Below are 26,664 nucleotides of genomic sequence, written 5' to 3'. Positions count from 1 at the left end.
TTACGAAGAAGGTCACCGAAATACAGATCCGGCCTGAAGATACGAAAGTGATCGTGCCTTCTATAGGGCGACATGTATTTGTCTCAGCGGACGAGAACGCAACCAGCAGATCGAAGGCTTTTTCTGCACACGTCGGGTTGTGCTTAGGCTGACGGCAATCCTGATCGGTGCAGGTTTCGGATGGTCATTGCGGCCCTCGCCCAAGCAGGCAAACACGACGGTAGCTGACATGCAGCCGTCGACGCCCTCTCACCGACCCGAGCAAGGAAAACGTCGCGGCGACCGCATCGCAAATTTGAGCAAAAGTCCGCCCTCACCTTCATCCGCGCCGTACATCGAGCCAGCTGCCGCAGCAATTGCGCCGGCTCCCTTGATGTCGAAGGCGCCGCTGCTACCGCTGTGTCCCGGAGGCATCGACCGCCACGCCTCCAGCTGAGACGGTGGCCCGAGTGCGATGCCAATGCACCTTCGACCCCAGCCCGCACTGCCCACCCTGGTCAGCGGCCGCGCAGCGATGCACATACACGAGGAGTGCAGAACAAATCCACACGCACTAAACCCCTCCAAACTTAAACATATCCTTAAGGGAGGATATGTTTCTTTAGAGTTAAAACAGATGCTTACGTAAGCATAGAAGGAATTGCCGAAGGCCCCTTGGCAACAATCGCCAAGGCCCCTTCCACCGATTAATCCTTAATCGGTTCCGATAGACGTGCGGATCACGGCTCTGTCTTCGCCACCGTGTTGGACTGTTTCAACCCTGCCCCGTGGTAGTCCAATTTCCCCAGCGCGCCACCGGTTTCCCCGTCCACGCTAGCGGTCACTCACCGAAGCCCTTCAGTGGAAGGGGTGGTCCAAACCGTCGGTCGGCTCGTGCTCGGCGACGGGTGACAATATAGGTATAACACGTCCTTCGATCGCGGACAGGTCATTCGATGACGGGAATACCGTATCCGTTGCTGGCGTTTCAAAATGCGGCGGCAACGAAAAGCGTATTTGTTTAAGAACTTTTTGAAATATAGTGGAGTTCAAATATCGATTCTTGGCAATAAAGCATTTCGTTATCACGGTCTACCGCGCGGTAGCAGCCTGCCGCCTGCAAGTTTTCCAGAGTTTCCATTGTTCCCCCTGTGTTCGCGACGGCCGCACTAAGCCACATCGGACCAAGCAGCGGCAGCTGCCAGACAAGACGAGCGAAACGGCGAACGGATACCCGCCGGCGCCGTCCACGCTCAGCAATGTCACATTGTTCGTATACTGCGGCAACTTATTCCATCGCATTGGGTACCGGCGGCACTCCGGTTGTATCTGGGAAACGCCTCCGCGGCAGGAAACTTGCGACCACCAGGCCAAGCGTGATGATGCCTAGGGGCCACACGAATGTGTGACCGAAGGCCCGCCCAAGGGCGGGGAGCATCGCAGCATACTCGTTGGTTGACATACTCCGCATTGCACGTACGCCGGTCTCGCTCATCTCGGTTACGGGTGCGACCTTCTCTATCTGCTGGGACAAGACTACGGCGAGCAAAGCTGTACCTATGGAACCACCCACGCGCTGGGCCACGTTCATGCCACTGGTCACGCGCGCGATCTCATGACGCCGCAAAGGAGCAAGCGCTGCGCTCATGGTCGGCATCATCGTCGCCCCCATACCGAGACCAAGTACGAATAGCGTGCCTTCAACGATCCACAACGAAGTATCGCTCTGAATTTGGGTCAGGCTCAACATAGCCAACCCCACCAAAATCAGGCCTATCAGCACAACGCGACCAGGGCCGATCCTGTCAGTTACACGGGCCGCTGTGGGCATCGAAATCACTGCACCAACCCCCTGAGCGGCGATTAACAGTCCTGCATGGAAGGCCGACTCTCCGCGTACCAGTTGAAAGTACAAAGGCAGCAGCAACGCTGTCCCAAAAAACGCTGAGCCCAGCAGCAGCATCGTAAGCGCTGCCGAACCTACGGTACGGCGCATAAAAAGGCGCACATCGATCAGGGCACCCTCTCGACGCTTGGCGTGCCAGACAAATGCAGCCGTTAGCGCCAGACCAACGACCACGCCACCTGATGCATCGACTGACTTCAAACTACCGGCGGACGCCGTTTGCGCCAACCCGTAGACGAAGATCGCAAGTCCGGGCGACAACATCACAAGGCCTCGCCAATCGAGGGCGTGATGTGGCCTCGGCTCATCGCGCTCCAGGACGCGAGTGCCAGCGAACAGGGCGATGACGCCGATTGGTACGTTGACGAAAAAAATGCAACGCCAAGAGACATCGTCAACGAACCAGCCGCCAAGAATCGGTCCGACTATCGGCGCCAGCAGCATAGGTACGCCGACGATGCCCAACACACGTCCCATGCGGTCACCACCGGCAGCGTGCGAAAGAATTGTCAGGCCAGCCGGCATGATCATGCCGCCGCCCAAGCCTTGGAGCACACGAAATGCTATTAACGACGTGGCCGACCACGCCACGCCGCATAGCGCTGACCCGATTACGAAAAGCAGGATTGAGCCGATATACAGACGCTTGGTGCCAAAGCGATCTGCTGCCCAACCAGTCAAGGGAATCACAGTTGCAAGTGCCAACATGTACCCCGTGGACACCCACTGTGTCACCGACAATGACACGCCGAACGTTCGAGATAGTTCCTGGATGCCCACGTTGACGATGGTAGTGTCGAGAATCGACATGAAACTGCCAAGAATGACCACAGCAGCAATACGTAACACGCGTGGATCGAGACCCCTCGCCGCGGCCGTCTTAACGGTGGAACTCATATGACATTATCCAAAGAGATGGTCAACAAGCGGACGAACATGGCATTGATACAGATGACGGTGCACTCGCGGTAGCAAAGGTAGCGAATGGCTCCACTTGCTCGACCTTTTTCTGCAGTCTTTTTGCAAAACATTTGGCAGAGCGTCGGCGTGCCGCAAGGATCTGCTTGACAGGCCTGTTGCAGACGACGGCCATGACAGTCGCCACCAGCAAGGTTCCAACATGCCTGTTCAGTGCACTTCGTGGAGCGGTCGCACCCTCGTTCAAGCGCCCGACGTTCGGAATTCTAGGGTTAACCTAATGCTAATGCAACTTGCGTTCACATTTTACCGCCGATATATTGACCACAAGATCACTTCGACACGAGTCAAGATGCGACCGCGCTACTCTCACCGCAACCGTCCACCTACAGGCGTCGAAGCGCATCATCGCTCTACCGCAAGCATCGATATGCCAACAACCAATGCGCGAAGTGCGTGCGTCGGATAGGAAAACCTGGGGCGAGCCGAGGAATACCCAACCTTCCCATGATGAAGCGAGGGCGCCCCACTCACGACAGACGACGTCGCTCGCATGCGAATGGGTGTTGAGGAAATGGTCGGCGACGAAAGACATATTCTGAACGAGTAAGGTCCATTCGTTCAGTGATTACACAAGATTTTGCCTTACATATTAGTTAGCAATACTACATGATGAGGAGATATTGATGAATCACCGAAGGAACGGAGGTGGAAGTCTGTTCACGCGAGCGCGGTCAAAATATCCATCACGCGCACGCATACTATCTCGACTTCTGACGGGAATCCTTGCTACCGCGCCCGTCGCAGCAGTGGCGCAATCGAGCGTGACACTCTATGGCCTGATCGATACGGGCATCAACTACCGGACTTCGGCGGGGATAACGTCCTCTGGAAAACCTGGCAGCGCCTTGGTACTCGCCTCTGGCAATGACTTCACCAGTCGCTGGGGCCTGCTTGGCTACGAAGACCTTGGCGGCGGAATGAAAGCTATTTTTCAGCTCGAAAATGGCTTCAGCGCGGTCACTGGCGCAGGAAACTTCTCCGTCCCCTTCCCGAACGATACAAATTCTCTCTTTGACCGCATGGCGATCGTCGGCATCAAGAGCCCGTTCGGTACGGTTCGACTCGGACGCAACTATTCCCCCTTCTATGAAGGCGTGGTCGCCGGGGACACTGCCATCAGCAACTTTGGATCAATGTCGCTTGTCGTGATGTCGAATTCGTCAAACGTCAATCCAAAATTAGGGCCCGCAGGAGAGATCAGCGGTATCAACAGCAGAGTCAACGGCGGATTGATGTATGCGTGGGTGAACAACTCGGTCAAGTACACAATTCCCGATAACACCTACGGATTCAGCGGCAGCGCACTCTACTCCTTCGGCGGGACAGCCGGGAGCATACAAAACAAATCGACGTGGTCTGCCAATCTGGACTGGACCAACGGCACTTTGGGCATAATTTCCGGGTTTTTTGACGCCAAAGATCCGAGCGGCCTGACTAACAATCCATGGCTGCGAGCATACGCTCTCGGCATCACGTATGTATTCGGATCAGTAAAGACCGGATCTGAGTTCTCGAAATTCCGGAATCCCACGACGGGAGCCAATCAGAATTTCTATTACGTGTCGACGAGCTGGCAGACCACGCCTTTCCTCTCCTTTGTCGCCGATTACACACACCTTCAGGATTTGCAGAATAGCGGCGCCGGCTCCAATGTTTATAGAGTTGGCACGACGTACTTCCTCTCAAAATCTTCGAGCATTTACGCCGATATAGGGTATGCGGACAACAAGTCGCAAGACGTGCTACCAGGTGGGGAAGGCGCGACTCCGCTTCTCACCCCAGGCCTGATTGGCCGCAACCAATTGGCAATTGCGGCCGGTATCAGAAAGCTGTTCTGACTTCCCTGCCCTGACCGGGCCACAACCACGAGCAACGCGGTCCGCGACATGACCGCGGGCTCGGGCGCAGGAAGCCTGGCCCGTGGCTGCCCCGCAGGACTGAAATGCAGGCCCCCAAAACTGTCCCGGCCAATTTCCTGCGCCTCCCGGCTCCCAGGTCTCGGAGCGTATCGCTTCGGTGGCTTGAGCCATGTCAGTCAGGCGGACCGGATGCGACGCCTACCAGCATCCCTCCCTCTTCCGAAGTCTCGCCAGTGGGGCTAATGTTTGCTAATATGCGAATGCGAATCCGATTTGCGTTATATTGAAGCACGTCGAGCGCTCCCGAGGTCCACCGAGGGCACTGGATTGACAGAGGACTGCGCTCAATTGGAGCAAGTTGGAAGGGCTGTCGACGCCCTCAGCGACGCGCAGATGGTTCAAGAGCGTCGAACAGTACCCGCGGACGTCTTCGCCGTTCGCACTTTCTAGAGAGAAATCATGAAGACTGATTCGTACATTGAAGAAAGCGACGTTTCCGCGCCCACGCACGCGTTTCGCGGTGCGACGGTCGGCATCCTGCCGGATTTGGTGATCGGGACAGCGGACGGTCGTGATCTGCACGCTGATCTGTATTTTCCTGAACCAACGAACCAGCAGCGGACCGCGGTCATTCAGGTGCATGGTGGCGCGTGGCGGCTCGGCGACCGTAAGATGGTCGCCGCACGCAATGAGAAATTGAGCTCACTCGGCTTCACTTGCATCTCGATCGAATACCGTCTGGTGCCACAGGATCCGTGGCCAGCGCAGATACACGACGTTCATCGTGCCATCCGATGGGTGCGCGCGAACGCTGAGGCACTGGGCGTCGAGCCTAATCGAATTGCGATTCAAGGGTTCAGTGCCGGTGCACACCTGGCGCTCATGGCGGCTGGTACAGCCGACAATCCTGAGTGGCTGGAACCCGGGCTCAACGACCCGACTTCTGCTCGCGCGGATGCCGTCATTTCCCTCTATCCGCCAGTGCTGTTCTACCACGAGCCGGAATTGGATGTCTCCCCTACGGGGATGGTGCACAACAACGCGGCCGGGGAGTTGCAGGCAGGCGTGTTGCTCGACGACGCATCCACTCCGGAGGCTGCGACCGCCATTTCTCCGCTCGCGTACATCGGAGCCGATTTCCCCCCAACGTCACTGTGGCATGGGGGCGCCGACGGGTTCGTCCCGCCGCACCACACCCTTTGCGTCTATGAAGCGCTGATTCAGCACGGGGTTACGACTGACCTACAGATCATTTCTAGGGCTTGGCACGGGTTCGATTCGTCCGCGAGCCTCGGCGAAATGGTCGCCCAGTCGGTTGCGCTATTTCTCCGCCGGACGCTAAGCGAGCGGGACAAGCTTGCGAATGAACACGCGCAACTCATCCCCGATACGTTCCCTGCGGCCATGCGCGATCGAATTCTCGCTGCCATCGCTTGAGTCCGGCGGCGGCTGCGAAAGCAGTTCTTCCCTTCACTCATCAACCGATTCTTCCTTCCGTGAGACCGACCATGATTGAAACAATTTCCAAACCTATCACCCTGCCTTGCGGAGCCACGCTCCAAAACCGATTGGTAAAAGCCTCGATGAGCGAGGGCGTGGCGGACGACCAAAACCATGCGACCACGCGCCTCGTGAATCTCTACCACCGCTGGGCAAATTCCGGCGCCGGCCTGCTGCTTTCTGGCAATTTCCAGGTAGACCCGACGCACTTGGAGCGCCCGGGCAACGTGGTAGTCGTCGACGAGACCGGATTGGACAACTTGGCGCTGGTAGCTGCGGCCGGTCGGTCGAAGGGTGCCGCGTTCTGGGCGCAACTCGGCCATACTGGCCGGCAGGTTGCCTCCGCCATCAACCCGGCGCCGCTTGCGCCGTCGTCCGTAGAGATGGAAGTCCCCGCGACGCTCGGCCGCAGCTATGCCAAGCCACGGGAGATGAGTGCGGAGGAAATCCGCAATGCAATCGCGCAGTTCGCGACTGCCGCACAACTCGTCAAACGGGCCGGGTTTACAGGCATCCATATCCATGGCGCACACGGCTATCTCGTCTCGCAGTTCCTGAGCGGCCGTTCCAACACCCGAACCGATGCCTGGGGTGGATCTCTGCGAAATCGCGCCGAGTTTTTGCTGCAACTGATTGCCGCCGTCCGCTCCGCTGTGGGACCCGACTTCCCTATCGGGCTGAAGCTAAACTCGTCGGACTTCATGAAGGGCGGCTTCACCAAAGCAGATGCCCTGGAGGTCGTAGGCTGGCTGAACGAATCGAGCCTGGACCTTCTGGAGCTCTCCGGGGGCTCGGTGGAGCAGCCGAAGATCGTCGGCCTTACGTTCCAGGATGAAGGCGAAGACGGCCGTTCGGCCAGTACCATCAAACGCGAGGCCTATTTCGTCGAATTCGCTGCCGAGATCCGCCAGATTGCCAAGATGCCGGTGATGGTCACCGGTGGCTTTCGTACCGTCAAGGCCATGGCTCACGCAATTGAAGGGGGCGAGGTGGATCTGGTGGGCCTCGGCCGGCCTTTCTGCGTCGACCCTGACATCGCAGGGAAGCTTCTACGCGGCGAAGCGGACCACGCCCCGAGCCCCGAGGCCAATTTGCAGGTCTTCTTCATCCTGCCTTGGTGCAACGTGCAAATCGACCGGATGGCCGACGGCCTCGAGCCGGATCTGGAGATGTCGGGCGAGGCCGCTGTGGAACAGTTCAAGGCGCTGGAGACGGGCTATCTGAAGGCGTGGCTGGCCCGCAACGCGGTCGAGACTCAGCAAGTCTAACTACACATCCTCTCTCCCGCGTTGGGGCGTGCGTGCGCCATCGGCGTTGCCGATGCCCAGCAGCGTTGGCCTGCGGTCTAACTGCCCCGTTTCTTTTTAGAAGCGGGTGCAAGGCCCGCGGGCTGTGCAGATCTTCCCGACTGAGGAGTTTTACCTTTCGAACATGCCGACCTTCGAATTTTCCCGCCACGTTCTGCCCCCGCAACAAGACCGCAGCCGGCAGGCGCTGGCGAGAATCGTCGAAGCTGCCGGTCTCGTCTTGCGTCGAGACGGGATCGATGGCTTTTCGATTCAGGCGGTCGCAACAGCCGCGGGCCTTCCGGTCGGTAACCTATATAGGAGATTCCGCGGCAAGGGCGACATCCTGCAAGCGTTAAAGGAAGACGTGACCGCGCGCATTGAGCACACGATCGTCCAGCAACTCGCCCGACGCCGCTTTCATAGTATCGACACCTTCATCCCAGCCTACATGGCTCTGAATGTGAAGGTATTCGCTCAAGACGAAGCCGTGCACCTCGCGCTATATGATGAGCGCGTGCGCGACGCTGCCCAGGATGAAATCGGGACGAGCGGCCGACAAAGGATTTTCAGCGTCTATCGCGAGACTCTTTTGCTTCTGCTCCCTCACGTCAGCGGCGCTTGCGCCGAAAATCGAGTGCGCGTGTCCTTCCAGATCATGACATCAGCGGTAGTAGAAAAGGCACGTGGTCGAGACTCGATTCTCAATGCCCTTTCTTGGCCGGCGCTGAAAGCGGAGTATGGCGCAGCGGCACTAGCCTATCTAAAGTCCTGAACGAGCTTCTGGGCAACCAGGCCTACGGGGCTCGTAGGCATCCATCTTACGACTCGCTCATACCCACGCACTTCAACACCCGGCGCTTCAACGCGGATCAGATAGCGAGTCGTCCCCATCACCGTGAGAAGCAAGATACCGGAATGCCGCCTCTCCATACTCGCGCGCAGCGGCAGTCCACGAGGTGCCAGACATTAGCTGGTCGTTTCCTGCCGCTTTGGCGAGAAATGCCAGAGTAATAATCTGGAAAGAAACGCGCACTAACACCTCCTTGCGGCGATTCGGCACGTCGCCAAGCAAAGGTAGGAGCGATTTCTTGTACTGGTCGTAGATCCTTAGTCGGCCCTCGGTTCCGATTTTCGAGAGAGTTGGATTGATCGTCGGCTGGTTGAAAAGAACCTTGTGAAGCGCCTCGTCCTTCTCGAACGCGGCGGCCATCGATTGCGCATAGGCGAATACGAGGTCACGCGCTTCGGAAAAATCTTGCCCGTCAAGTTTCTGCATCACTGCCGCCTCAAGTCGTGCAGTGGCGTCTAACTTGATGGCCTGGATGATGTCGTCCTTGCCCTTGAAGCGTCGATAGATGTTCCCGACCGGCATGCCCGCGGCGGCGGCAATTTCAGCCATCGAGAACCCCTCGAGCCCACGCGCGACCATCACTTCCGCCGCGGCTTGAATAATACGCGCCAGAGCGGCGCGGCTGCGCTCCTGTTGTGGTGGCACGACGAACGGAGAGGTGTCAAAAGATCTCATGCCCCCATTCTAGCGCAGCCGCCCCTGGGCCTATTTCTTCGCTGGCACGAAAGGCATTACCAGGTACGAGTCATGGTCGCCGCCGGTTGCGATTGTCGTCTCGCCGCCAAACTCCGCAGCCGGCCGATCCACGGGGTCCATGTGAAGGAAAAATCCGGACCCGCGATTGATCATTTGAGTCGGATCAGCGCCCAGCCGGACAAAATCCGAGCCTTCGACACGCACTCTCAGCTTGTAGCCGGGGTGAACCACGATTGATGTCGGCCAGATTTCCACGTCGACCGGATAGAGCTGACCCGGCGTCAGTTTCTGTATTTCGTCGTGTGTATGCCACGGTTGCGCCGGCGTGCTGCGCTTCTCATCGAGCTTGCGCTGTGAGACCCGCAGCCATCCCTGCGAAAGCGGCGCAGCTTCGTCGGACGCGCCGAGGAAGGTGACTTCCTTGCCGGTCTCGTCGAACAACTGCAGCGTCACGAAAAGATCGGCATCCGTAGTGCTCGAAGACACCCAAAGATGGGCAGCGAGCGGACCAGAGAACTCCTCAGTGGTATCGAAGGTCGTGTCGAATGTCGCGACGCCTTGTCCCGCCTTGAACGTTGCAGTGGACGGCGCGCCGGGCATCTGCTCGCCGACCTGCTTCGTCGCCGCGTCGAGGTGGTACTTCTTCCACTCAATCCGGGAAATCGGCCACGTCGATTCCGCTCGGTCGACAGCGGGCTTCGCTGCCGGGTCCCGAACCGTCATCGTGACCGGTGGCAGAGATTCCCAGCCGTTATTCACGCCCTTGAGGTAACGGTCAAAGAACCTGTGCTGCAATGCTATCCCCTCCTTACCGTAAAAGCTGTCGTCGTGCGTTCCACCGTGCACGAAGAGCTTCTTGCTCGGTGACGACGCCAGCACAAATCCCTCGTAGTTGCCACGCCCGTGCAACCCCGCGCCGGAAAGGTTACCGGCCGACAGCAGCGGCGTCCTGATGCGCGCCAGATCCGGAGTACGCTCCTCATTGAACGCGTCGAGCAGCGGGTGCTCGTGGTCCTCGTCTAACGGGTCGATGCGATTCGCCTTCAGTTGATCGTCGCGCAGCGGTGCACCCGTCGGCGGCTCATGGGTTCCCGGGTCTCGATAGCGGGTCTTTGCGTTGCCATTCTGGTTCGGCAGGATCTGCCCGTTAAACCAGATCTGGAAGAACTTGTCGCTTTCGATACCCCCGTGGAAGAAGACCTCCCGGTACAGGTCCGATGCTCCCTCCCACGGGGCGATTGCGGCCAAGTGCGGCGGCTGGAGCGCTGCAACCTGCCACTGGTTGATCGCCATGTACGAAATGCCGAGCAGGCCGACCTTTCCGTTGGACCATGGCCGGGTGCCAGCCCATTCAATGGCGTCATAGTAGTCGCGGGACTCACGAACGGACAGGACGTTCAAGTAGCCGGGCGAATAGCCGGAACCTCGCACGTCGACGGCGATCACGACGTAGCCGTCTACCACCCATCGCTCCGGATCCGTCTCCTCCCAGCGCACAAAGCGGCACGATGACCCGGCGCAAACCGCGGGGTTGGATTTGATCGTTTTCGCCCACGTCGATGCGTAGGCTTCCTGGAAAGGCACATCCTTGCCATACGGGCCTTGCGCCATGATTACCGGGTACTTGCCCGGCACTTTGGGTCGATACACGTTGGCATAGACGTAACTTCCGTCCCGCAACGGTACCTTGACGTTTTGCTCATACAGCATTATTCGACCATTCTGCAGCACGACCTCCTCTCGCGCAGTCGGAATGTTGGCGGATTCGGCGTTGGCATGGGTGGCCGCAAACACGGAAGCAACTGCAAGTGCCACGGAGGCGAATTTCAAAAATTTCATATTCAGTCCATCGCTCGGTTGGTTGGGTTTTTCACCTACACTAATGTAAATGCGATTCTCGTTCCGCTTTAATCGTAAGAGCGACCTGACGAGAGCAACAAGCTAGGGCCAACCCTAGCGCACTACTCAACGATGCTGGTGAGGTATCGGAATTTGGCTACGCAAATAACAAGCCGCAAGGTATGCGGGCTGATGGCGTGGGCACCTCACCCCGCGTGCCCCGATGTCATCGGCCACGACCAGCCAGCAATAGCAGCGAGTCTGAGGTCTTTCCCGGCGCGACACCCGTCTTGATTCGCTAAGGTTCTGAGTAGTTTTCATTTTTCTTATTGCTTGCCGGCAACGTTCTGGACTGGGCCATGGGCCAAGTCGACGGCAAACGAGCAGCGGATAACGTGCGGCGTAGCCGATACGCTGATTTTCGACATCACGAAATTTCGCGATTTGCGATACAGCATATTGACCGTGCAGCTTTGATAGGAATCTTCCGGCGAAAAAAAGCCCGCCACAAAGGCGGGCAAAGGTCGCTTCTCCCATGGTTCCTTTCTAGACAGCACGAGATGCACGTGGTTGCCAAACGCGGGTTGTTAGAACGCCCTGGAGCACTACCTCCCCGAACGGATGGAAGCAGAGATCACGTGGCACTGTTCTTCACGAGTCCCAGCGCGCCGCATTGTCAGTTCGGCAACGATCCACCACATGTTGCCAGTTAATATCGGCGCATAAGACCCAAAGCGCTTCCATAACGAGGACGGCGATCGAAAACGTGACGCATAGATGAATCGCGTTAATCGACAGGTAGGGGCGAGTGACTTGTATCTTGCCCGGCTGAGCTATTGCATTTCGAAAGTAGGGCCGCCGTTCCCAGCAAGCTCCCGACGCGTCTACACCTGCGCGAAGCAGGTCGGACGGCGAAACGCATCCTCGCGTGGCGGTGAGGTCTGCACCGTTTTGCTCACCTTGAGCGTTTAACAAGAAGCAACGCTCAGCACCTTCCAGCTGCAAAAATTCCTCGCACGTCTGTGCCAGATCAACGCCGGCCTCAAAACGCTCGGCTGCTTTCTGCATGGCAGCAGTGTAAGTCGCCAGCAGGACCGACTCCCTTCGCACGTTTTCCTCGACGCGAGCACGAAACATCTGCCATAGCGAATCCATAGTTGCCCGGTTCGAAGCTTCGTCAGCGCCGCTTTGAGCTGGACGTGCGAAATAAAATCCCTGTACAAAGTCCGAATCGGCCTCTATCGCTAGCAAAGCTTCATGCTGCGTCTCCACGCCTTCGACCAAAACCAACGCGCCGGTTTCGTGTAATAACGACACTAACCTCGGAAGCTGACGAGCCCAGCGTGGGTTCTGAGCGGCTCGCTCAATTACCCTTCGGTCAAGTTTGACGATGTCGGGCTGAAGTTGCCAGACACGGTCAATATTGGAGTGCCCGGCACCGAAGTCATCGAGTGCTATCAGGAAGCCGAGCTGGCGAAATGAGGCAACGCCGTCCACCAATTGCTGAAGATCACCGTTTGGCATCTCCAACACTTCCAAGACAACCTGGTCAGGTGCCAGCTGCAAGCGCCTCATGCTGTTCTCGACCAGTTGGCGATAGGCCTCAGAGACTATAAATCCATCCGGCCGGACGTTGAGAAACAACTGATCACCGGCGTTCGCCATCTGCACGAAGTTTGAAGCATGGAGCCACTGGACTCCCCTTTCGAGATTGCTCCAACGTCCCGGTTCAATGGGACCGTCCAAAATCGAAAGTGGTTGAACCTCGTTTCCGAGAGGATCGCGCGCCCGAAGCAATGCCTCATATCCAATCGCACGACGATGCGAAATACTAAAAATCGGCTGAAATGCGCTCGAAAGCGTTAGATCACCCAAGCAGGCTGACAAAGACACGAATTGCGCGTTACTTTCGTGGAAATGAAGTATGTCTGGAAGTTTCAATTGATTGGCCAGCGTATTCGCGCTTCCGCGACTGAGACGGTTATGCACAGAGCCGATCGAAGCATTCGACAGGTGTCAAGGTGACTTCAACGAGTCGAGCAGCATGTCGCCAAACGGCAGCGAGCCGAGGTTACACCGACGTTCGGCAATGCGCTTGTTTATGCCACGACCGGCGCCCTTAATGATGGCATGCTGTCCTGCGAGCAGGTAGAGGTGGCGCCGCTTGTTCGGACAGGGTCCCGAGATTTTTAAGTGGAATTGTTGGGGCAATCAAGCTGCCGATTTTATCGCTGGCAGCGTGGCGAAGTATGCTTCATCCGGCGTCTGATCGGCCAGCCTCGAATGAGGCCGATTCTGGTTATACCAGTTCAGGTAATTGCCGATTGAGCGACGCGCGTGGCCTACCGAGTCGTACGCTTTCAAATAAACCTCTTCATATTTGACGCTGCGCCACACCCGTTCGACGAACACGTTGTCACGCCAGGCGCCTTTTCCGTCCATCGACAGGAGAACCTTCCGGCCGAGAACCGCGTCGGTGAATTCGGTTGCGGTGAACTGGCTTCCTTGATCCGTGTTGACGATCTCAGGCGGCCCGTATTTCGCAAACGCTTCCTCCAGCGCCTCGACAGCATGGCAGCTCTCTAGTGTGATCGCCACCCGGTGCGCCAACACCCGGCGGCTCGCCCAGTCCACGACGGCCGTCAGATAGACGAAGCCCCGCGCCATCGGGATATAGCTCGTATCGAGCGCCCAGACCTGATTGGCCCGATCGATTTTCCGGTTGCGCAGCAGGTACGGCCAGATCCTGTGGGCTGCATGCTTGCGGCTCGTGTTTGGCTTGCGATACAACGCCTCGACGCCCATGCGCTTCATCAAGGTGCCAACGTGCCTGCGTCCGACTGTGATACTTTCGCGACGCAGTAGACGTGCCAACATTCGCGCCCCGGCAAATGGATGGTCGAGGTGAAGCTCGTCAATCCGGCGCATCAATTTCAGATCCGCTTCGCTGACCTCACGCGGCTGATAATAGGCACTCGAGCGGCTTATGCCTAACAGCCGGGCCTGCTGCGTCACCGGCAGGGCGTGATCACGATCGATCATCGCTTTACGCCCAGCAGTCCCGCCTTGCTGAGCGCGCTTTCTAAAAAATCATTCTCCAACGTCAACTGTCCGATCTTCGCGTGCAACACCCTCACGTCGATTGGCGGTGCAGCTGGGGGCGCGTTGCCCGCGTCGAACACATCGGCAACCCGCTCCTGCAACTGCTTCTTCCAGTCCGTGATCTGGTTCGGATGGACATCAAATTGCTGGGCCAACTCTGCCAGCGTCTTGTCGCCCTTGAGCGCCGCTAGTGCCACCTTTGCCTTGAATGCCGGTGAGTGTGTCCGTCGGTTTCGTTTCGTCATCTTCTGGTTCCTTGTCGCCGGCCATTATGACCGACTCACGCCCCAGCTTTTCCACTCAATGAACTGTCCGAATTTCCGGAGCCACCTCTGGTTGTCTTTGAAAACGGCACTCACAAGCGATTCTCCAAGAAGTGATATGGGGCCGCGGACTCAGCACGTGAAAGACCATGCACATGGTGGCGTCCGGAAATTGGACGTCTATGGTCGGGTAGCTGTACTGCGCTAGCGTGCCGACTGACACCGATCCACGGGAAATAGTCGGCTCCTATCCGCTTTGGCGGTGTGCGAAGCTGATCATCTATTGCATTTACGTGTGTCGACGCATCTCGACTCAAGCTGTGGCCTCCGCTGGGCTTCGTCACGCCTATACGGCGATTCGGGAGCTGAGGACAAGTGCTGCAGGTCGTCGAAGAAGGAACGACAGCCTTCCTTCCTCAACCATCAGTAGCTTTCTCTCCGCCGTGCACTTGTCCGAGTGGATCGGATATGCACGGCTCCCGGCCGATACCACCATTGCCACCGTCTACGATTGCAGTTTCGACGCGTGGGCACCCCGAAGTGTGCACATTCCCACTGAACGGTTGTTCTGCATAGCACAATGGTGTATGACCAGTGGGTCATGTTCGCCCAAGCGAATCGACGAAGTGGTTGCCGTACTTTTGCCTCAAAGCGACCTTCTGCAACTTTCCTGTCGCGGTAAGCGGCAAAGACGGAACGAATACGACGTCATCTGGAATACACCATTTGGCAACCTTGTCACTGTAGAAACTGAGCAATTGCCACGCATCCAATGATGAACCTTCCCGCCTTACGACGACCAGTAGGGGGCGTTCATCCCACTTCGGATGCGCACAACCGATGCAAGCGGCGCTTTCAACGTCCGGATGTGAAAGCGCGATATTTTCCAGTTCAATCGAAGAAATCCACTCGCCACCCGACTTGATAACATCCTTACTTCGATCGGTGATATGCATGTAACCGTCGGGGTCGATGGTTGCAATATCTCCGGTGGGGAACCACCCATCTCGCAAGGTCGACTTATCGCTGCCGAAATAACTGTCCGCCACCCAGTGACCGCGCGCCATCAACTCTCCCGCCGACGTACCGTCCCACGGAAGTTCCGTCTCATCTGGTCCAACGATTTTCAACTCGACGCCCGGAAGCGCTCGGCCCTGTTTTGTACTCACTCTCGCCCATTCATCCTCTCCCGCATGCGCAAGTTCATGCGATCTGGAGCAGACGGTGCCAAGTGGCGACATCTCCGTCATTCCCCATGCATGGACAGCTTTCACACCAACTTCCCGCATCGAGGCAGCAAGCTGAGGGGGACACGCAGCACCGCCAACAATGGCCCGTTTGAACGTTTGGGTCGCCTTGCCGCTACGGCGCATGTAGTCAACAAATCCCAGCCACACCGTCGGAACCGCTGCTGACAAGGTCACGCCCTCTTGCTCAAAAAGCGAGTGAAGAGACTCCCCGTCAAGCTTTGCGCCAGGGAAGACGAGCTTCGCACCGACCAACGGAGCGGAGAACGGCAATCCCCAGGCGTTCACATGGAACATGGGGACAACCGGGGCGACCGTTTCCACAGCGGACAGTCCCAACGAGTCAGGCAGTGCTGAACTGAAAGCCATCAACGTGAGCGACCGGTGTGAATACAAAACCCCTTTCGGATCACCGGTAGTTCCAGACGTGTAGCAAAGCACCGCAGCTAACCTCTCATCAAAGTGAGGCCATTCGAAATTTTCGTCGAGGCCGCCGATCAGATCCTCATAACTTTCAACACTGATACTGAAGCTTGGCGGAAGTGGCGCTTTTTCACAAAGCATGACCCAGCGCTCGACACGGGGACATTGCCCCGCAATTTGCTCAACCAAGGCCGCGAAAGATGCGTCAAAGAAGACCATCCTGTCCTGCGCATGGTTGATGATGTAAGCGATCTGGTCGGGAAACAAACGCGGGTTGATCGTGTGACATACCCCACCTATACCGCTCACCCCGTAGTAAGTCTCCATATGGCGATAGCCGTTCCATGCAAGGGTACCGATTCGGTCGCCGACTTTTATTCCATAGGCTTGCAGAGCCTGAGCGAGCTGACCCGAGCGAGTATGGCAATCGCGGTAGGTGTAGCGATGAATGTCTCCCTCAGCGTCGCGCGAAACGATCTCCACTCCGGAGTATTGGCGCGCAGCTCGCTCAAGCAGTGACGACAGGAGCATTGGCTGATACATCATCTGACCGAACAGTTGCATAATTTCCTCTGACTGGGACTACAATTCTGTCGTTAGTCGTTGCGTCTTCGCGCATTTACAGACTCATTTGTCTCCGATTGAGCCGGATTTTCATCGGTGAGCCGATGCTCTCGACGTCAAAACTTTTTCCATCACCAGCATCCAGGACGGGGCGCCAACTGCAACCTCGATTGAACCAGGTTGCCAACGTGCATCTCGATTCCACATTGAGTGCGGTCGTACAGAAAGCCGCTCGCCGCTCCGTCGCGCGTCTGCGCCGTTCGACGCGACCTCAAATGAGCGTTCGATAAATATACTGACGTCGAAATGCGAACGCAAGTTGCATTCGTATTAGGTGTAACCCTAGTGAGATGGGCGAAATGCCGTCCCTAGTGATCGGAACCGCCCCAGCGCTCCCGACCTCCGGGTCGATATGCCTGATGTCCGATAGAACGCAGATTATCGTGCTTTGAACCCATACCCGCTGACAGTTATGTGTCTGCCTGAGAAGTAGCTGCTTTCGCCTCGATGACGCGGCGACTGCAGGTCTCGACGCGACCTTCCCCTTAATTTAAACACCTGCTTAAGGTTGGAGAGTTCCCGCGAGGGGGACAACGCCTGCGTTATACTAAGCTTCGTACCTTCCCCACGCGCCGCGGCAATTCCCGATCCCGACAAAAAACCGCCAGCCTTCGACAATGCAAGCCACACCCCCCGATATCCTCAGCCTCGAAGACTCTCCGCACGTCCTGCGGCCGCTTCAGCGACGAAGCCGCGAGGCGCTCGCGAAGATTATTTCCGCCGCCGAGCTGCTTCTGCGGACCGAAGGTATCGACGGATTCTCGATCGCTGCCGTCGCGGAGAAGGCAGGTCTGCCAGTGGGCAACATCTATCGTCGATTTCGCGCCAAGGAAGACATTCTGGCCGTCATCAAGCAGGAAGTGACCGACCGGATTGAGCAGGCCGTCATCCAACGTTTGCAAGAGGAGCAGTTCACTGACATTCGGCGCCTCGTTGCCGCCCTGGTAGATGTATTGGTGAAGAGCTTTTGTCGTGATGAAGCACTGCACAAGGTGTTGTTCGATCGCCGGGTCAAGGACCCTGCGCTGAGTCAAATAGGTTCTCTCGGCCGTCGGCATATTTACCTGCAGTATCGCGCGGTCCTAACCTCGGTTCTGCCGCCACTGAAGACTGCTCGTACCGAATTGATAGCTACCTTTTCTTTTCAGATCATCGCTTCGGCGATCGTTGGGAAAGCAAGCGGTAACGACGGCGCACTCGTTTCAATGCCTTGGAAAACCCTTGCCACCGAGGCTTCGGCCGCCGCCGTTGCATATTTAGAAGCCGCGATTTAAACATCAGCCCCACCCGTCCGGCGCGCGGCTGATCCGTGCGTATAACTGGTCCGACCGCACGACAGCGATGTAGCACGATATGCTGCTCGATGCCTGTTACACGGGTGACGCTGTCAAGGCTTTGTGCGCTCATCCATCACCCGGATAGACCCTCTTTCTCACGCGCATAGCGAGTGGCATCCGGACCCTTGCGATCTTGGGGGCAGTAGTCTTTGCCTTCATTCGAACGAACTCCGTAAAGAATTCCCACGTCTAGGTAGGGTTAGACCTAAGAAAACGCAACTTGCGTTCACGTTCTCGCACATTTATATTGATCGAACGATCACTAAAGAACGGTCAACTATGACAGCCGGCTAGCTCGTTGGCTTTTGTCGGCCCCTTCCGGCGAGACTATTGCCGTCTCTAAGCCAGAGCTAGAAAGAGGGTTCGTGACTCGAACGGCTTCAGTTGCCGATACTTTGTAGCAAAAAGTCGTAGCCAATGCGTCGAGGTGGCGTCGCATTTTTCGGATTTGGGGTCCCAACCGGCCCACTTCCGTCGAGCAAATATCGAGCTGCTGTCGGTGAGCGCATCCCGACATTGACCTCATCAACTGCTACACGATTTTCAAAACAAATAAGTAGTACACCTTATTTAATAGGAGACAGGAATGTACCGTTGCACTACCATCGACCGAAACCGTAACGCAAGGATGCGGCTGCGACGTCCATCAAGACGCCTTTTGGCCGTCCAGCTTCTAACTGGCCTAGCTGCAATGGTGCCGCTAACGGGGCATACACAGTCAAGCATCACGCTATACGGACAGGTTGATACCGGGATCAACTATCGAACCTCTGCGGGTGCGGACCCGGCGACTGGTAAGGCAGCTAGTGCGGTTTCGTTGGTATCGGGCAATGAATTCACGAGCCGATGGGGCATGTACGGCGTCGAGGATATCGGGGCCGGGACGAAAATCACTTTCAGACTTGAGAGTGGCTTCAATGCAGCGACCGGTTCAGGCAACTTCGCACTCCCCTTTCCCAACGATACAAACTCATTGTTTGATCGAAGCGCAAACGTCGGGGTGGTAAGCCCAGTCGGAACCGTTCTGTTTGGTCGAGTTTGGTCCCCACTCTACGATGCAATGATGACTGCCGATGCAACCGGATTCTCTAACTTTGCATCGTTGTCGTCGGCGATGCTACAGAACTCCTCGAATTTGAACCCGAAGCTGGGGCTTGCTGGAGCAGCCGCGGGCGTCAACAGTGCCGTGAACGGCGGCCTGATGTACTTATGGGTGAACAATGCAGTCAAAGTGAGCCTCCCAGCGAATACCTATGGGTTCAGTGGGAGCGCCCTGTATTCGTTCGGCGGGACAGCAGGTGATGTACAGAATAAATCGACGTGGTCGGCAAACCTCAACTGGACCAACGGAACACTCGGACTGGTCTCGGGCTATTTCAGCGCAAAGGACCCGACGGGCTTGACCGACAACACGTGGCTACAGGCCTTTACAGTTGGCGCGACCTACGTAATTGGCTCAACGAGGACGGGCCTCAACTACACCAAATTCCGCAACCCCACGACCGGCGCCAACCAGAACTGGTACTACGTCTCCGAGAGCTGGTACGTCACGCCCGCGTTCGCGTTATCGGGCGACTGGATGCACGTGCAGGATCTGCGTAATAGCAGTGCAGGCGGGGATATCTACAAGGTGGGGATGAACTACTTCCTGTCGAAGAGTTCGACCCTCTATGCAGACGTTGGATATGCAAACAACAAATCGCAAGGCATTCTTGGAGGCGGCATAAACAGCAGTCCGCTTACCAATCCCGCAACGATTGGCCACAACCAGCTGGCCATCGGTGCGGGCCTGCGAAAGTGGTTCTGAAGCGGTCGGCGAGAATTCATTCTTCGCCCCGCATAACGCCCCGACGAGCCAGACGACGATCGCAGGTCGTCACTTAAGGAACGACAAAGCATGAGGCGTTACCGAGTTAATACGACCTGGCGTTTCCACTGGTAGATTATCGACTGATAAGTTAAATAGAATCGCAGGTCGGCATGTTGTTGTCCACCTGCGAGCCGAACACGACTCTTCGTCACGACGAAGTGCTGACAATGGAGGAGACGATGGAAATTTCGCCAACGGCCCGCGCAGGCGGGCTTCACCAGCTGATTGATTCACAGAAATTCGGATGGTTTCACGCAAAAGTTGCCATTCTCTGCTTCTTGATTGTCGTACTTGACGGTTTCGATACGACGTTGATTGGCTTCGTAGCTCCTTCCATTGCCAATCACTGGCATGTGTCCCGCCGTGACCTCGCCCCCCTGGTCAGCGCTGCGCTGATGGGTGTCGCGATCGGTGCTCTGTTAAGCGGTCCACTGGCGGACCGGTATGGCCGGAAGGTGGTCCTTATCGTCGGCGTGGCATGGTTTGGTGTTCTCACGCTCGTCTCTCCGCTGGCACCGGACGTGACTTGGCTCGCTGCCTTTCGGCTAGTCACTGGGCTGGGATTGGGGGCGACAATCTCGAACGCCTCCACCCTGGCGGCCGAATATGCGCCGGCTCGAAACCGCTCCGCGACTGTCACGTCCGTTTTGTGCGGCTTCACCCTAGGTTCGGCGGCAGGCGGCTTTGCGGCCGCCATGCTGATGAAGCACTGGGGATGGCCGAGCGTCTTCTATGTATGCGGCGCTCTATCCCTCCTGCTCGTACCGGTACTGATACTCGCCCTGCCCGAGTCCATTCACTTCATGGTTAGCCGGAGACGGTCGCCCGCCAAGATTGAACGACTCCTGCAACGCGTCGCAGATAATGAATTGCCGTATGCGGAAACCATCGCCCGAGAAACGGCGGCACGCGTCAGTGCACCGATTCCACGTACCACGGCATCGTCGAAGCTGTTCGGCTTATCAAGCGTTATGTTGTGGCTTGCATTCTTCTGCGTATCTCTTTCCGGTTACATCCTGTTAGGGTGGTTGCCGATGCTCTTGTCCGATGCGGGCTTCTCTCCCCAGCACGGCGCCGTGATTCTGGGCATCTTCCAGACTGCCGGCGTGATAGGAGTGCTTTCACTCGGTTGGCTCATGGATCGCTGGAACCCGCATCTAGCTCTCGCTGGTGCCTTCCTTTTTGGCGCAATCGCGTTTTTCTCTCTTGGTTCCGCAGTTCATGATGCAGTGTTTCTAGGCATTTTGATCGCTGCCACCGGCTTTTTTATCGGCGGGTCTGGATCCGGAATTTTCGCACTGGCGGCTTTGACTTATCCCACTGACGTCAGAGCGACTGGAACCAGCTGGATGAGCGCATGCGGTCGTCTGGGCGGAATTCTGAGCGGCTTTGTGGGCGCCTATTTGCTCAGTCGCGGATGGACTTTGACACAGGTTGCGATGCTGATGAGCTTACCTGTTCTGGTTTCGTGTGCAGCAATCGTCATTAAATGGGTTCGCTTGAAGTATCCGCGAAACACCGTCCCCACGCGTGTCGATGGAATAGACAAACAGATGTCGTGAACACTCGGTCTGCGCAGATCCATCGGGCACCGATCCTGAATCACCAGGCACTTTCACTTTCATTGTCCATCTTTCTGACGGGATGGACATCCTCCATGGAGCACCAAATGACAGAATCAAACAAACTTCAACCAGATCAGATGGTCATCGAGTGGGATGTGCCCATTACGATGGACGACGGCGTAGTGCTTAGAGCTGACATTTTCCGCCCTGCCGGTCCTGGACGGTACCCTGCAATTCTCAGCTACGGCCCGTACGGAAAAGGCCTGTCGTTCCAGGACGGTTACTCTACTGCGTGGAAGATCCTCGAAGATCGGTTTCCGGACGCGGTCCAGGGGTCCTCGAACCAGTACCAGAACTGGGAGGTGGTCGATCCGGAAAAGTGGGTGCCGGACGGCTACGTATGTGTGCGCGTTGACTCCCGCGGCGCGGGCCGATCCGAAGGTGTCATTGACTGCGCTTCGCCGCGCGAGACGCAGGATCTCTACGACTGCATCGAGTGGGCGGCCAAACAGGAATGGTGTACCGGCAAGATCGGTCTGAACGGCGTATCGTATTTCGCCGCGAACCAGTGGCGCGTCGCTGCACTGCAGCCTCCGAGTCTCGCTGCAATCTGCATCTGGGAAGGGTATTCCGATCGTTATCGTGACCTGACTTATCACGGAGGAATCCGGTCAACCTTCCCGCGGGACTGGGCTGAAATGCAAGTTCAGACGGTCCAGCATGGACGCGGTGAAAAGGGGCCACGCAGTCGGCTCACGGGAGCTCTCGTTTGCGGCGATGAGACGCTCAGCGATGAAGAGCTTGCCAAGCGCCGTGTCAGCGACTGGAAGAGTATCGTCGGAAATCCGCTGGACGGCGTCAGCTATCGTGAGAGATCGCCGGATTTTTCGAAGATCAAGGTTCCGTTGCTGTCCGCAGGCAACTGGGGGGGACATGGCCTGCATCTGAGAGGGAACATCGAGGGCTTTGTGCGTAGCGCTTCGGAAGACAAGTGGCTTGAACTTCATGACGGCGAGCACTGGGCCGAGTTTTACACTGACTATGGTGTACAACTCCAGAAGGACTTCCTCAACTACTACCTGAAGGGCGAATCCAACGGATGGACCTCGCGTCCGCGCGTGCAGTATCGGCTTCGAGACGTTCACGGCAAGTTTGAAGATCGCACGGATTCGGCCTGGCCGCTTTCGAATACCGTTTGGACTCGCCTCTACCTCGACCTTGTCAACAATCAGCTATCGGGTACTGCAGGCGATGCCGACGTCACGAGTTCGTTCGACGCAATGGGCGATGGTATTGACTTCCTGACCGCCCCACTCTCTGAGCCGCTAGAGATCGCGGGTCCGCTGGCCGCCAAGCTCTTTGTCTCATCGTCTACGGATGACGCCGATCTCTTCCTCGTCACGCGCGTTTTCGCACCGGATGGGAAGGAGGTTCTGTTTCGTGGTGCACTGGATCCGAACGCGCCGCTTGCACAGGGCTGGCTGCGCGTGTCGCACCGCAAGACGGACCCCGCGCTCAGTGAGCCGTACCGGCCGTATCACACGCACGATACCCATGAGCCGCTGGTTCCTGGCTTGCCAGTCGAGGTTGATGTGGAGATTTGGCCGACGTCGATTGCAATCCCGGCAGGCTACCGGCTGGGCCTCTCGGTTCGCGGGCGTGACTATGAACATAACCTGGATGTCGCACGACTGTCGAACATGAAGTTCCCGATGCGCGGATGCGGACCTTTCATTCATAACGATGAACAGGATCGACCATCGGGTACATTTGCAGGAACAACCACTCTTCACGCCAGCAAGACTCAAAAGCCGTTTTTGCTGATTCCGACATTGCCAAAGTCGCGATGATCTGAAGATCCGAGAGGATGCGCGGAACCTGTGGGAAACAAGTATCCTCTCGGCTGGAGTTCGCCTAGGATTCACCAATGGCATGACGGCGGCGCAACCGCTCATGCCCTACGCCGGAACAGCGATCGCCCTCTACTTGGACTCAAAGGCACTACTCGGGAGTACCATCTCAGGCTGCTGCGGCGGCGCAACCTTGCCGTCCGTGATCCAAACGACCGGAATCGAGTTTGACGACATACTCAATCGCAACCATTGTGCTGTGCAAGCTCGGTCAAGCTGCCAGGCTGCCGACTGCGACCCGGCCAAGTAAGCTATCGATGGAGAACGCGATCCTGTCTATTCTTCATTGGGAGAGCGGGCAGCGCTCACGCTAGGTGTCGAAGAGTTCGGCTTGCTCGCCGGTATTACGGTCCCGCGAGCATTAAGAGTAGCGATGCCCGCCCTCACTAACGAGATCACCGGTCGGTCCAAGACCAGTGCGCTTGCGGGCACCATAACCGTGCTTGACCTCACCGGCGTGGCAAGGCGTCTCTCAGCGCGGACATGTGGGAGGCTAGTGCAAGGCACACGCCAAATTCACATGACTGCGGCTTGCCTCGACGTTGTCAGCCAAAGAACGGCCCGCCCGCACGGTAGAATTCAACCTTTTGGCATACCGCGACAGGATACACAACGACAGAACCGGCCGGCCGCGTGCATGAGTATTTACCACGTATTACAGCGTTGCTGGGTTGCCATTGATCGCTCTGAACCGGGCAACGACTTAAGAAATTCTCGGCTGGTTCCGTTATCCTTCGTAGATTAACCCCGAGAATCCAAGCTTTGAATAAGGCGGCAATGATGTCCAACGCAACCGCGGTTGATCATATGCATCCCGCGTCGCCCGAGCGCGGTACCCGACACAGGGACACTCTGCGTTTGTTATTCATCTTGGCTGGGGGGAGCCACGCTTTAGAAAAGCCAACTGAGGATGAGGCTACGCATCTTTTCCAAAGTGAGAAACGGTTAATGGCAATCGACTTCCTGGTCCGCTATCCCGATTATCTTGCCGATGCGCTGCTGGATCTCTACGAGGCCGACCACGATACGAGCTTGCTTGACGTGGTGGACTGTATCTTCGCCAATGAGGAACCTTCAGTACGGGTCATCAGCATGGTGCGCTGGCACTTCGGTGCTTACCAGAAGATTGAAACCGCGCTCTCCACCCTCCATGCCTTTGGGCTGGTACGCCCCATGAAACTGGTGAAGGACGGAGAAAACCGGCGGTACGACTACCACCTTTATCCGAAGGCTTTTTCATTTCTCGATACGGCGATGGATGAAGTCCCCGACCTCCAGTGGTACAGGGACCGGGTTCGCTTGGCGATGAAAGTGGCTACCGCCAAGAGCGGCTCCAAGCTGAAGGGCTGGCAGTACGAACACGAGGAATACAGCAACACGCCGCAGGGCTTCGTCATACCGAGCATTGCCGATAAGGTAAAAGCAAGACTGGATGGGCTGAAGAGGAAACTAGCATGAGCACACATGGACCAACCGCGAAGTTGGCCAGCGAGAACGAGTGGCTGGACGACATCGCCAGTGCTTCGCAAACGGACAGATCGGCCGTGGAGGACACCCTGCGACGGCACGGTATCAGGGCACAGGCGACGGCGCCACGCGCCCGGAAGGTTGCGTTTACCTCCATTTCATTTTCGGGCGTGAAGGAGGAAGTCACCGGGCGCAGTCCATTCCACTTCGACTGGCAGGACTTGGGGACTGGCCTCTGGGCGGTAATGTCGGACGTCAATAGTCGCGGCAAATCCTCCGTCCTGAACATCTTGAAGGCTGCACTGCAAGGTGAATTTCCCAACGATATCAAGCCGGACGTATGGCGTTGGCTGTCCACGATAGTTGTCGATTTGCGCGTCGATCAAATCGAATACCAGATCTCCGTTGAAAAGGAAAGCGCGAACCAGAGCTCGAGCGGGACGGCAAGGCTGTCCAGGCGGTCGGACAATGAATGGACGGTCCTTTACGATGGCCTCCTCGCTGGGCTAAAAGGTCACGTGGAAGCGCTTTTCATGGAAGAGCTCGGCTTCGCGAAGTTACATGCAGTTAATGAAGCCGGCACGCCTTACGAGCATAGCTGGCCAGCCGTTGCCGGCGCACTCTCCGTCGGCGGCAACGCCGAAAGCAAGGCGCTTTTCGGGGAATTGCTTATAGACGGGCTTCCGCTCCGGCTTCTGCAGCTTTTTATCGGAATGCCTTGGGTCTCCACCCTTACAGCGATTACCGCCGCAAAGAAGATCTTGGCGCCAGCAGCACGACCTGCGAATGACCCACTTGCTGGCGTCCGTGCCAGTCTGCAGAGGATCGAAGAGGATCTAGCCTCCATCACTGGCAAATCGTCGTCGGCAGCGGAGCGAGCAGATCTCCGTCGACGCACGTCCTCGCTCGATGCACAGCTTGCCGAAAATCTTGCCGAGGTGAGCGTCGCTCGTCAAACATTACAGCGGTTGCTCGAGCATCACGATCGAATCCGCACCGAAAAACTGGCCCAGGCGCGACTCGTGCAGGAACTCAAGGACGAGCGGGATGCCTGTTACGTTTTCCGAAACCTTCGCCCGGAGCGCTGCCCAGCGTGCGAAGCAGATTTTCACGTGCATCTTGCGCCCTCGAACGATGAGCATTGCCTCCTTTGCAAATCTGCACTCCCCTTTACGGAGGGTGAACACCAGGATGCTCGCTTGCAGGAAGCGGAACAGGATTTAAAGGACATCGGGAGCGCCCTCACGCTCGTCGCCACCGACGTCGCTGCGGCACGCGACCATCTGAAGGAACTCGATACGACGCGCGACGCGCTCGTTTCAGAACTGGATGCTGCCCAAATCACGCTGAGCGAAAAGAGCGATGACGTCGAACTTCGCTTTGCCGAGCTCGACGCCACTGCCCGAGAACTGAAATCGCTGCTTGGTGACTCCTCGGACACTCCAAGTCCTCTGGATTTGCAGGACAAAGTCGTTCTCGACGCAGCAGAGAAAAAGACCCGGGCCGTAATAGATGGGCTGCAAACGGAAATTCTCCGCGACGTGGGCGACGCCGTTAAGCGCCTATCGACCATATTCGGTGTCAGAAATTTGACCCAAGCCACTTTGAACAGCCAAGGGCACCTCAAGCTGATCCAGGGAGGAGCAGACACCAGCTTCTCAAAGCTGACAAAGGGAGAGCGGTTGCGAGTCAAGATCGCTGCTGCCCTTGCCGCCGTGGAGGTCGCTCGGGCGCGGGGCTTGGGAAGGCATCCAGGGCTTCTGCTCCTTGACTCGCCAGGAGCGGAGGAAGTCATCGACGCCGACTTCCATGAGATGCTGGCTAACGTGTCGCGAGTGGCGCACGAGATGGGGGGTGTCCAAGTGTTTATCGGCACCATCTATCGACTAGAATTGGACGACGTTGTGCCCCTATCCCATCGGCGACATGCTCGAGGCGAAGCGTCGCTGTTCTAGGG

At 57.2% G+C, this 26,664-nt stretch carries 16 protein-coding genes; 10 read left to right on the top strand and 6 right to left on the bottom strand.

Annotated elements, in window-relative coordinates; all coding sequences use genetic code 11:
- Window positions 1-1,267 precede the first annotated feature (1,267 nt).
- Complete coding sequence (locus B0G80_RS26035; protein ID WP_116120769.1) at window positions 1,268-2,782, bottom strand: DHA2 family efflux MFS transporter permease subunit; 1,515 nt, start codon at window positions 2,780-2,782, stop codon at window positions 1,268-1,270.
- Window positions 2,783-3,489: 707 nt separating this feature from the next.
- Here B0G80_RS26035 and B0G80_RS26030 point away from each other — a divergent pair.
- From B0G80_RS26030 to B0G80_RS26015, 4 genes are all read left to right on the top strand, one after another.
- Window positions 3,490-4,704, top strand: a complete 1,215-nt coding sequence (locus B0G80_RS26030; protein ID WP_116120767.1) for a porin — start codon at window positions 3,490-3,492, stop codon at window positions 4,702-4,704.
- Window positions 4,705-5,184: 480 nt separating this feature from the next.
- Entirely contained in the window at window positions 5,185-6,162 is a 978-nt protein-coding gene (locus B0G80_RS26025; protein ID WP_116120765.1) for an alpha/beta hydrolase, read from the top strand.
- Between the two features lie 71 nt (window positions 6,163-6,233).
- Window positions 6,234-7,493, top strand: coding sequence for an NADH:flavin oxidoreductase/NADH oxidase family protein (locus B0G80_RS26020; RefSeq protein ID WP_116120763.1), 1,260 nt, complete (start codon window positions 6,234-6,236; stop codon window positions 7,491-7,493).
- A 124-nt stretch (window positions 7,494-7,617) separates the two neighbouring features.
- A complete protein-coding gene (locus B0G80_RS26015) occupies window positions 7,618-8,286 on the top strand; it encodes a TetR/AcrR family transcriptional regulator (protein ID WP_116120761.1) in 669 nt (222 codons plus the stop codon).
- 87 nt (window positions 8,287-8,373) lie between these two features.
- On the opposite strand, the gene B0G80_RS26010 is transcribed toward B0G80_RS26015, so the two are convergent.
- The 5 genes from B0G80_RS26010 to B0G80_RS25985 all read right to left on the bottom strand — a co-directional run bounded on the left by B0G80_RS26010 (window position 8,374) and on the right by B0G80_RS25985 (window position 16,498).
- Window positions 8,374-9,039 carry a TetR/AcrR family transcriptional regulator gene (locus tag B0G80_RS26010; protein ID WP_116120759.1) on the bottom strand — a complete coding sequence of 222 codons (666 nt, stop codon included), beginning with the start codon at window positions 9,037-9,039 and terminating at the stop codon, window positions 8,374-8,376.
- A gap of 30 nt (window positions 9,040-9,069) precedes the next feature.
- Window positions 9,070-10,899, bottom strand: a complete 1,830-nt coding sequence (locus tag B0G80_RS26005) for a CocE/NonD family hydrolase (protein ID WP_258879035.1) — start codon at window positions 10,897-10,899, stop codon at window positions 9,070-9,072.
- 651 nt (window positions 10,900-11,550) lie between these two features.
- Complete coding sequence (locus B0G80_RS25995) at window positions 11,551-12,840, bottom strand: EAL domain-containing protein (RefSeq protein WP_181920068.1); 1,290 nt, start codon at window positions 12,838-12,840, stop codon at window positions 11,551-11,553.
- A 270-nt stretch (window positions 12,841-13,110) separates the two neighbouring features.
- Window positions 13,111-14,246, bottom strand: a protein-coding gene (locus B0G80_RS25990) for an IS3 family transposase (RefSeq protein WP_408967691.1) whose coding sequence is annotated in 2 segments (ribosomal slippage) — window positions 13,111-13,982 and window positions 13,982-14,246 — 1,137 coding nt in all. Because the reading frame shifts where the segments join, the coding sequence is not laid out codon by codon here.
- Between the two features lie 617 nt (window positions 14,247-14,863).
- Window positions 14,864-16,498: a 3-(methylthio)propionyl-CoA ligase gene (locus B0G80_RS25985; RefSeq protein WP_116120753.1), complete on the bottom strand. Its 1,635-nt coding sequence runs from the start codon at window positions 16,496-16,498 to the stop codon at window positions 14,864-14,866.
- Window positions 16,499-17,175: 677 nt separating this feature from the next.
- On the opposite strand from B0G80_RS25985, the gene B0G80_RS25980 reads away from it, so the two are divergent.
- The 6 genes from B0G80_RS25980 to B0G80_RS25950 all read left to right on the top strand — a co-directional run bounded on the left by B0G80_RS25980 (window position 17,176) and on the right by B0G80_RS25950 (window position 26,662).
- Entirely contained in the window at window positions 17,176-17,832 is a 657-nt protein-coding gene (locus B0G80_RS25980) for a TetR/AcrR family transcriptional regulator (RefSeq protein WP_116120751.1), read from the top strand.
- A gap of 649 nt (window positions 17,833-18,481) precedes the next feature.
- Complete coding sequence (locus B0G80_RS25975) at window positions 18,482-19,702, top strand: porin (RefSeq protein WP_309568787.1); 1,221 nt, start codon at window positions 18,482-18,484, stop codon at window positions 19,700-19,702.
- 173 nt (window positions 19,703-19,875) lie between these two features.
- Entirely contained in the window at window positions 19,876-21,327 is a 1,452-nt protein-coding gene (locus B0G80_RS25970) for an MFS transporter (RefSeq protein WP_116120749.1), read from the top strand.
- 107 nt (window positions 21,328-21,434) lie between these two features.
- Entirely contained in the window at window positions 21,435-23,180 is a 1,746-nt protein-coding gene (locus B0G80_RS25965) for a CocE/NonD family hydrolase (protein ID WP_258879034.1), read from the top strand.
- A 1,008-nt stretch (window positions 23,181-24,188) separates the two neighbouring features.
- The gene (locus tag B0G80_RS25955; protein WP_220377492.1) at window positions 24,189-24,698 is read left to right on the top strand and encodes a hypothetical protein; all 510 of its coding nucleotides are present in this window, start codon (window positions 24,189-24,191) and stop codon (window positions 24,696-24,698) included.
- Window positions 24,695-26,662 carry a hypothetical protein gene (locus B0G80_RS25950; protein WP_116120744.1) on the top strand — a complete coding sequence of 656 codons (1,968 nt, stop codon included), beginning with the start codon at window positions 24,695-24,697 and terminating at the stop codon, window positions 26,660-26,662. The genes B0G80_RS25955 and B0G80_RS25950 overlap by 4 nt, the downstream gene beginning before the upstream one ends.
- The last annotated feature ends 2 nt before the right edge of the window (window positions 26,663-26,664 follow it).

It is taken from the genome of Paraburkholderia sp. BL6669N2, from assembly GCF_003387275.1.
GTDB lineage: Bacteria > Pseudomonadota > Gammaproteobacteria > Burkholderiales > Burkholderiaceae > Paraburkholderia.
Note: the sequence above shows the minus strand (reverse complement) of the source record. Positions and strands in the feature narration are given on the sequence as shown.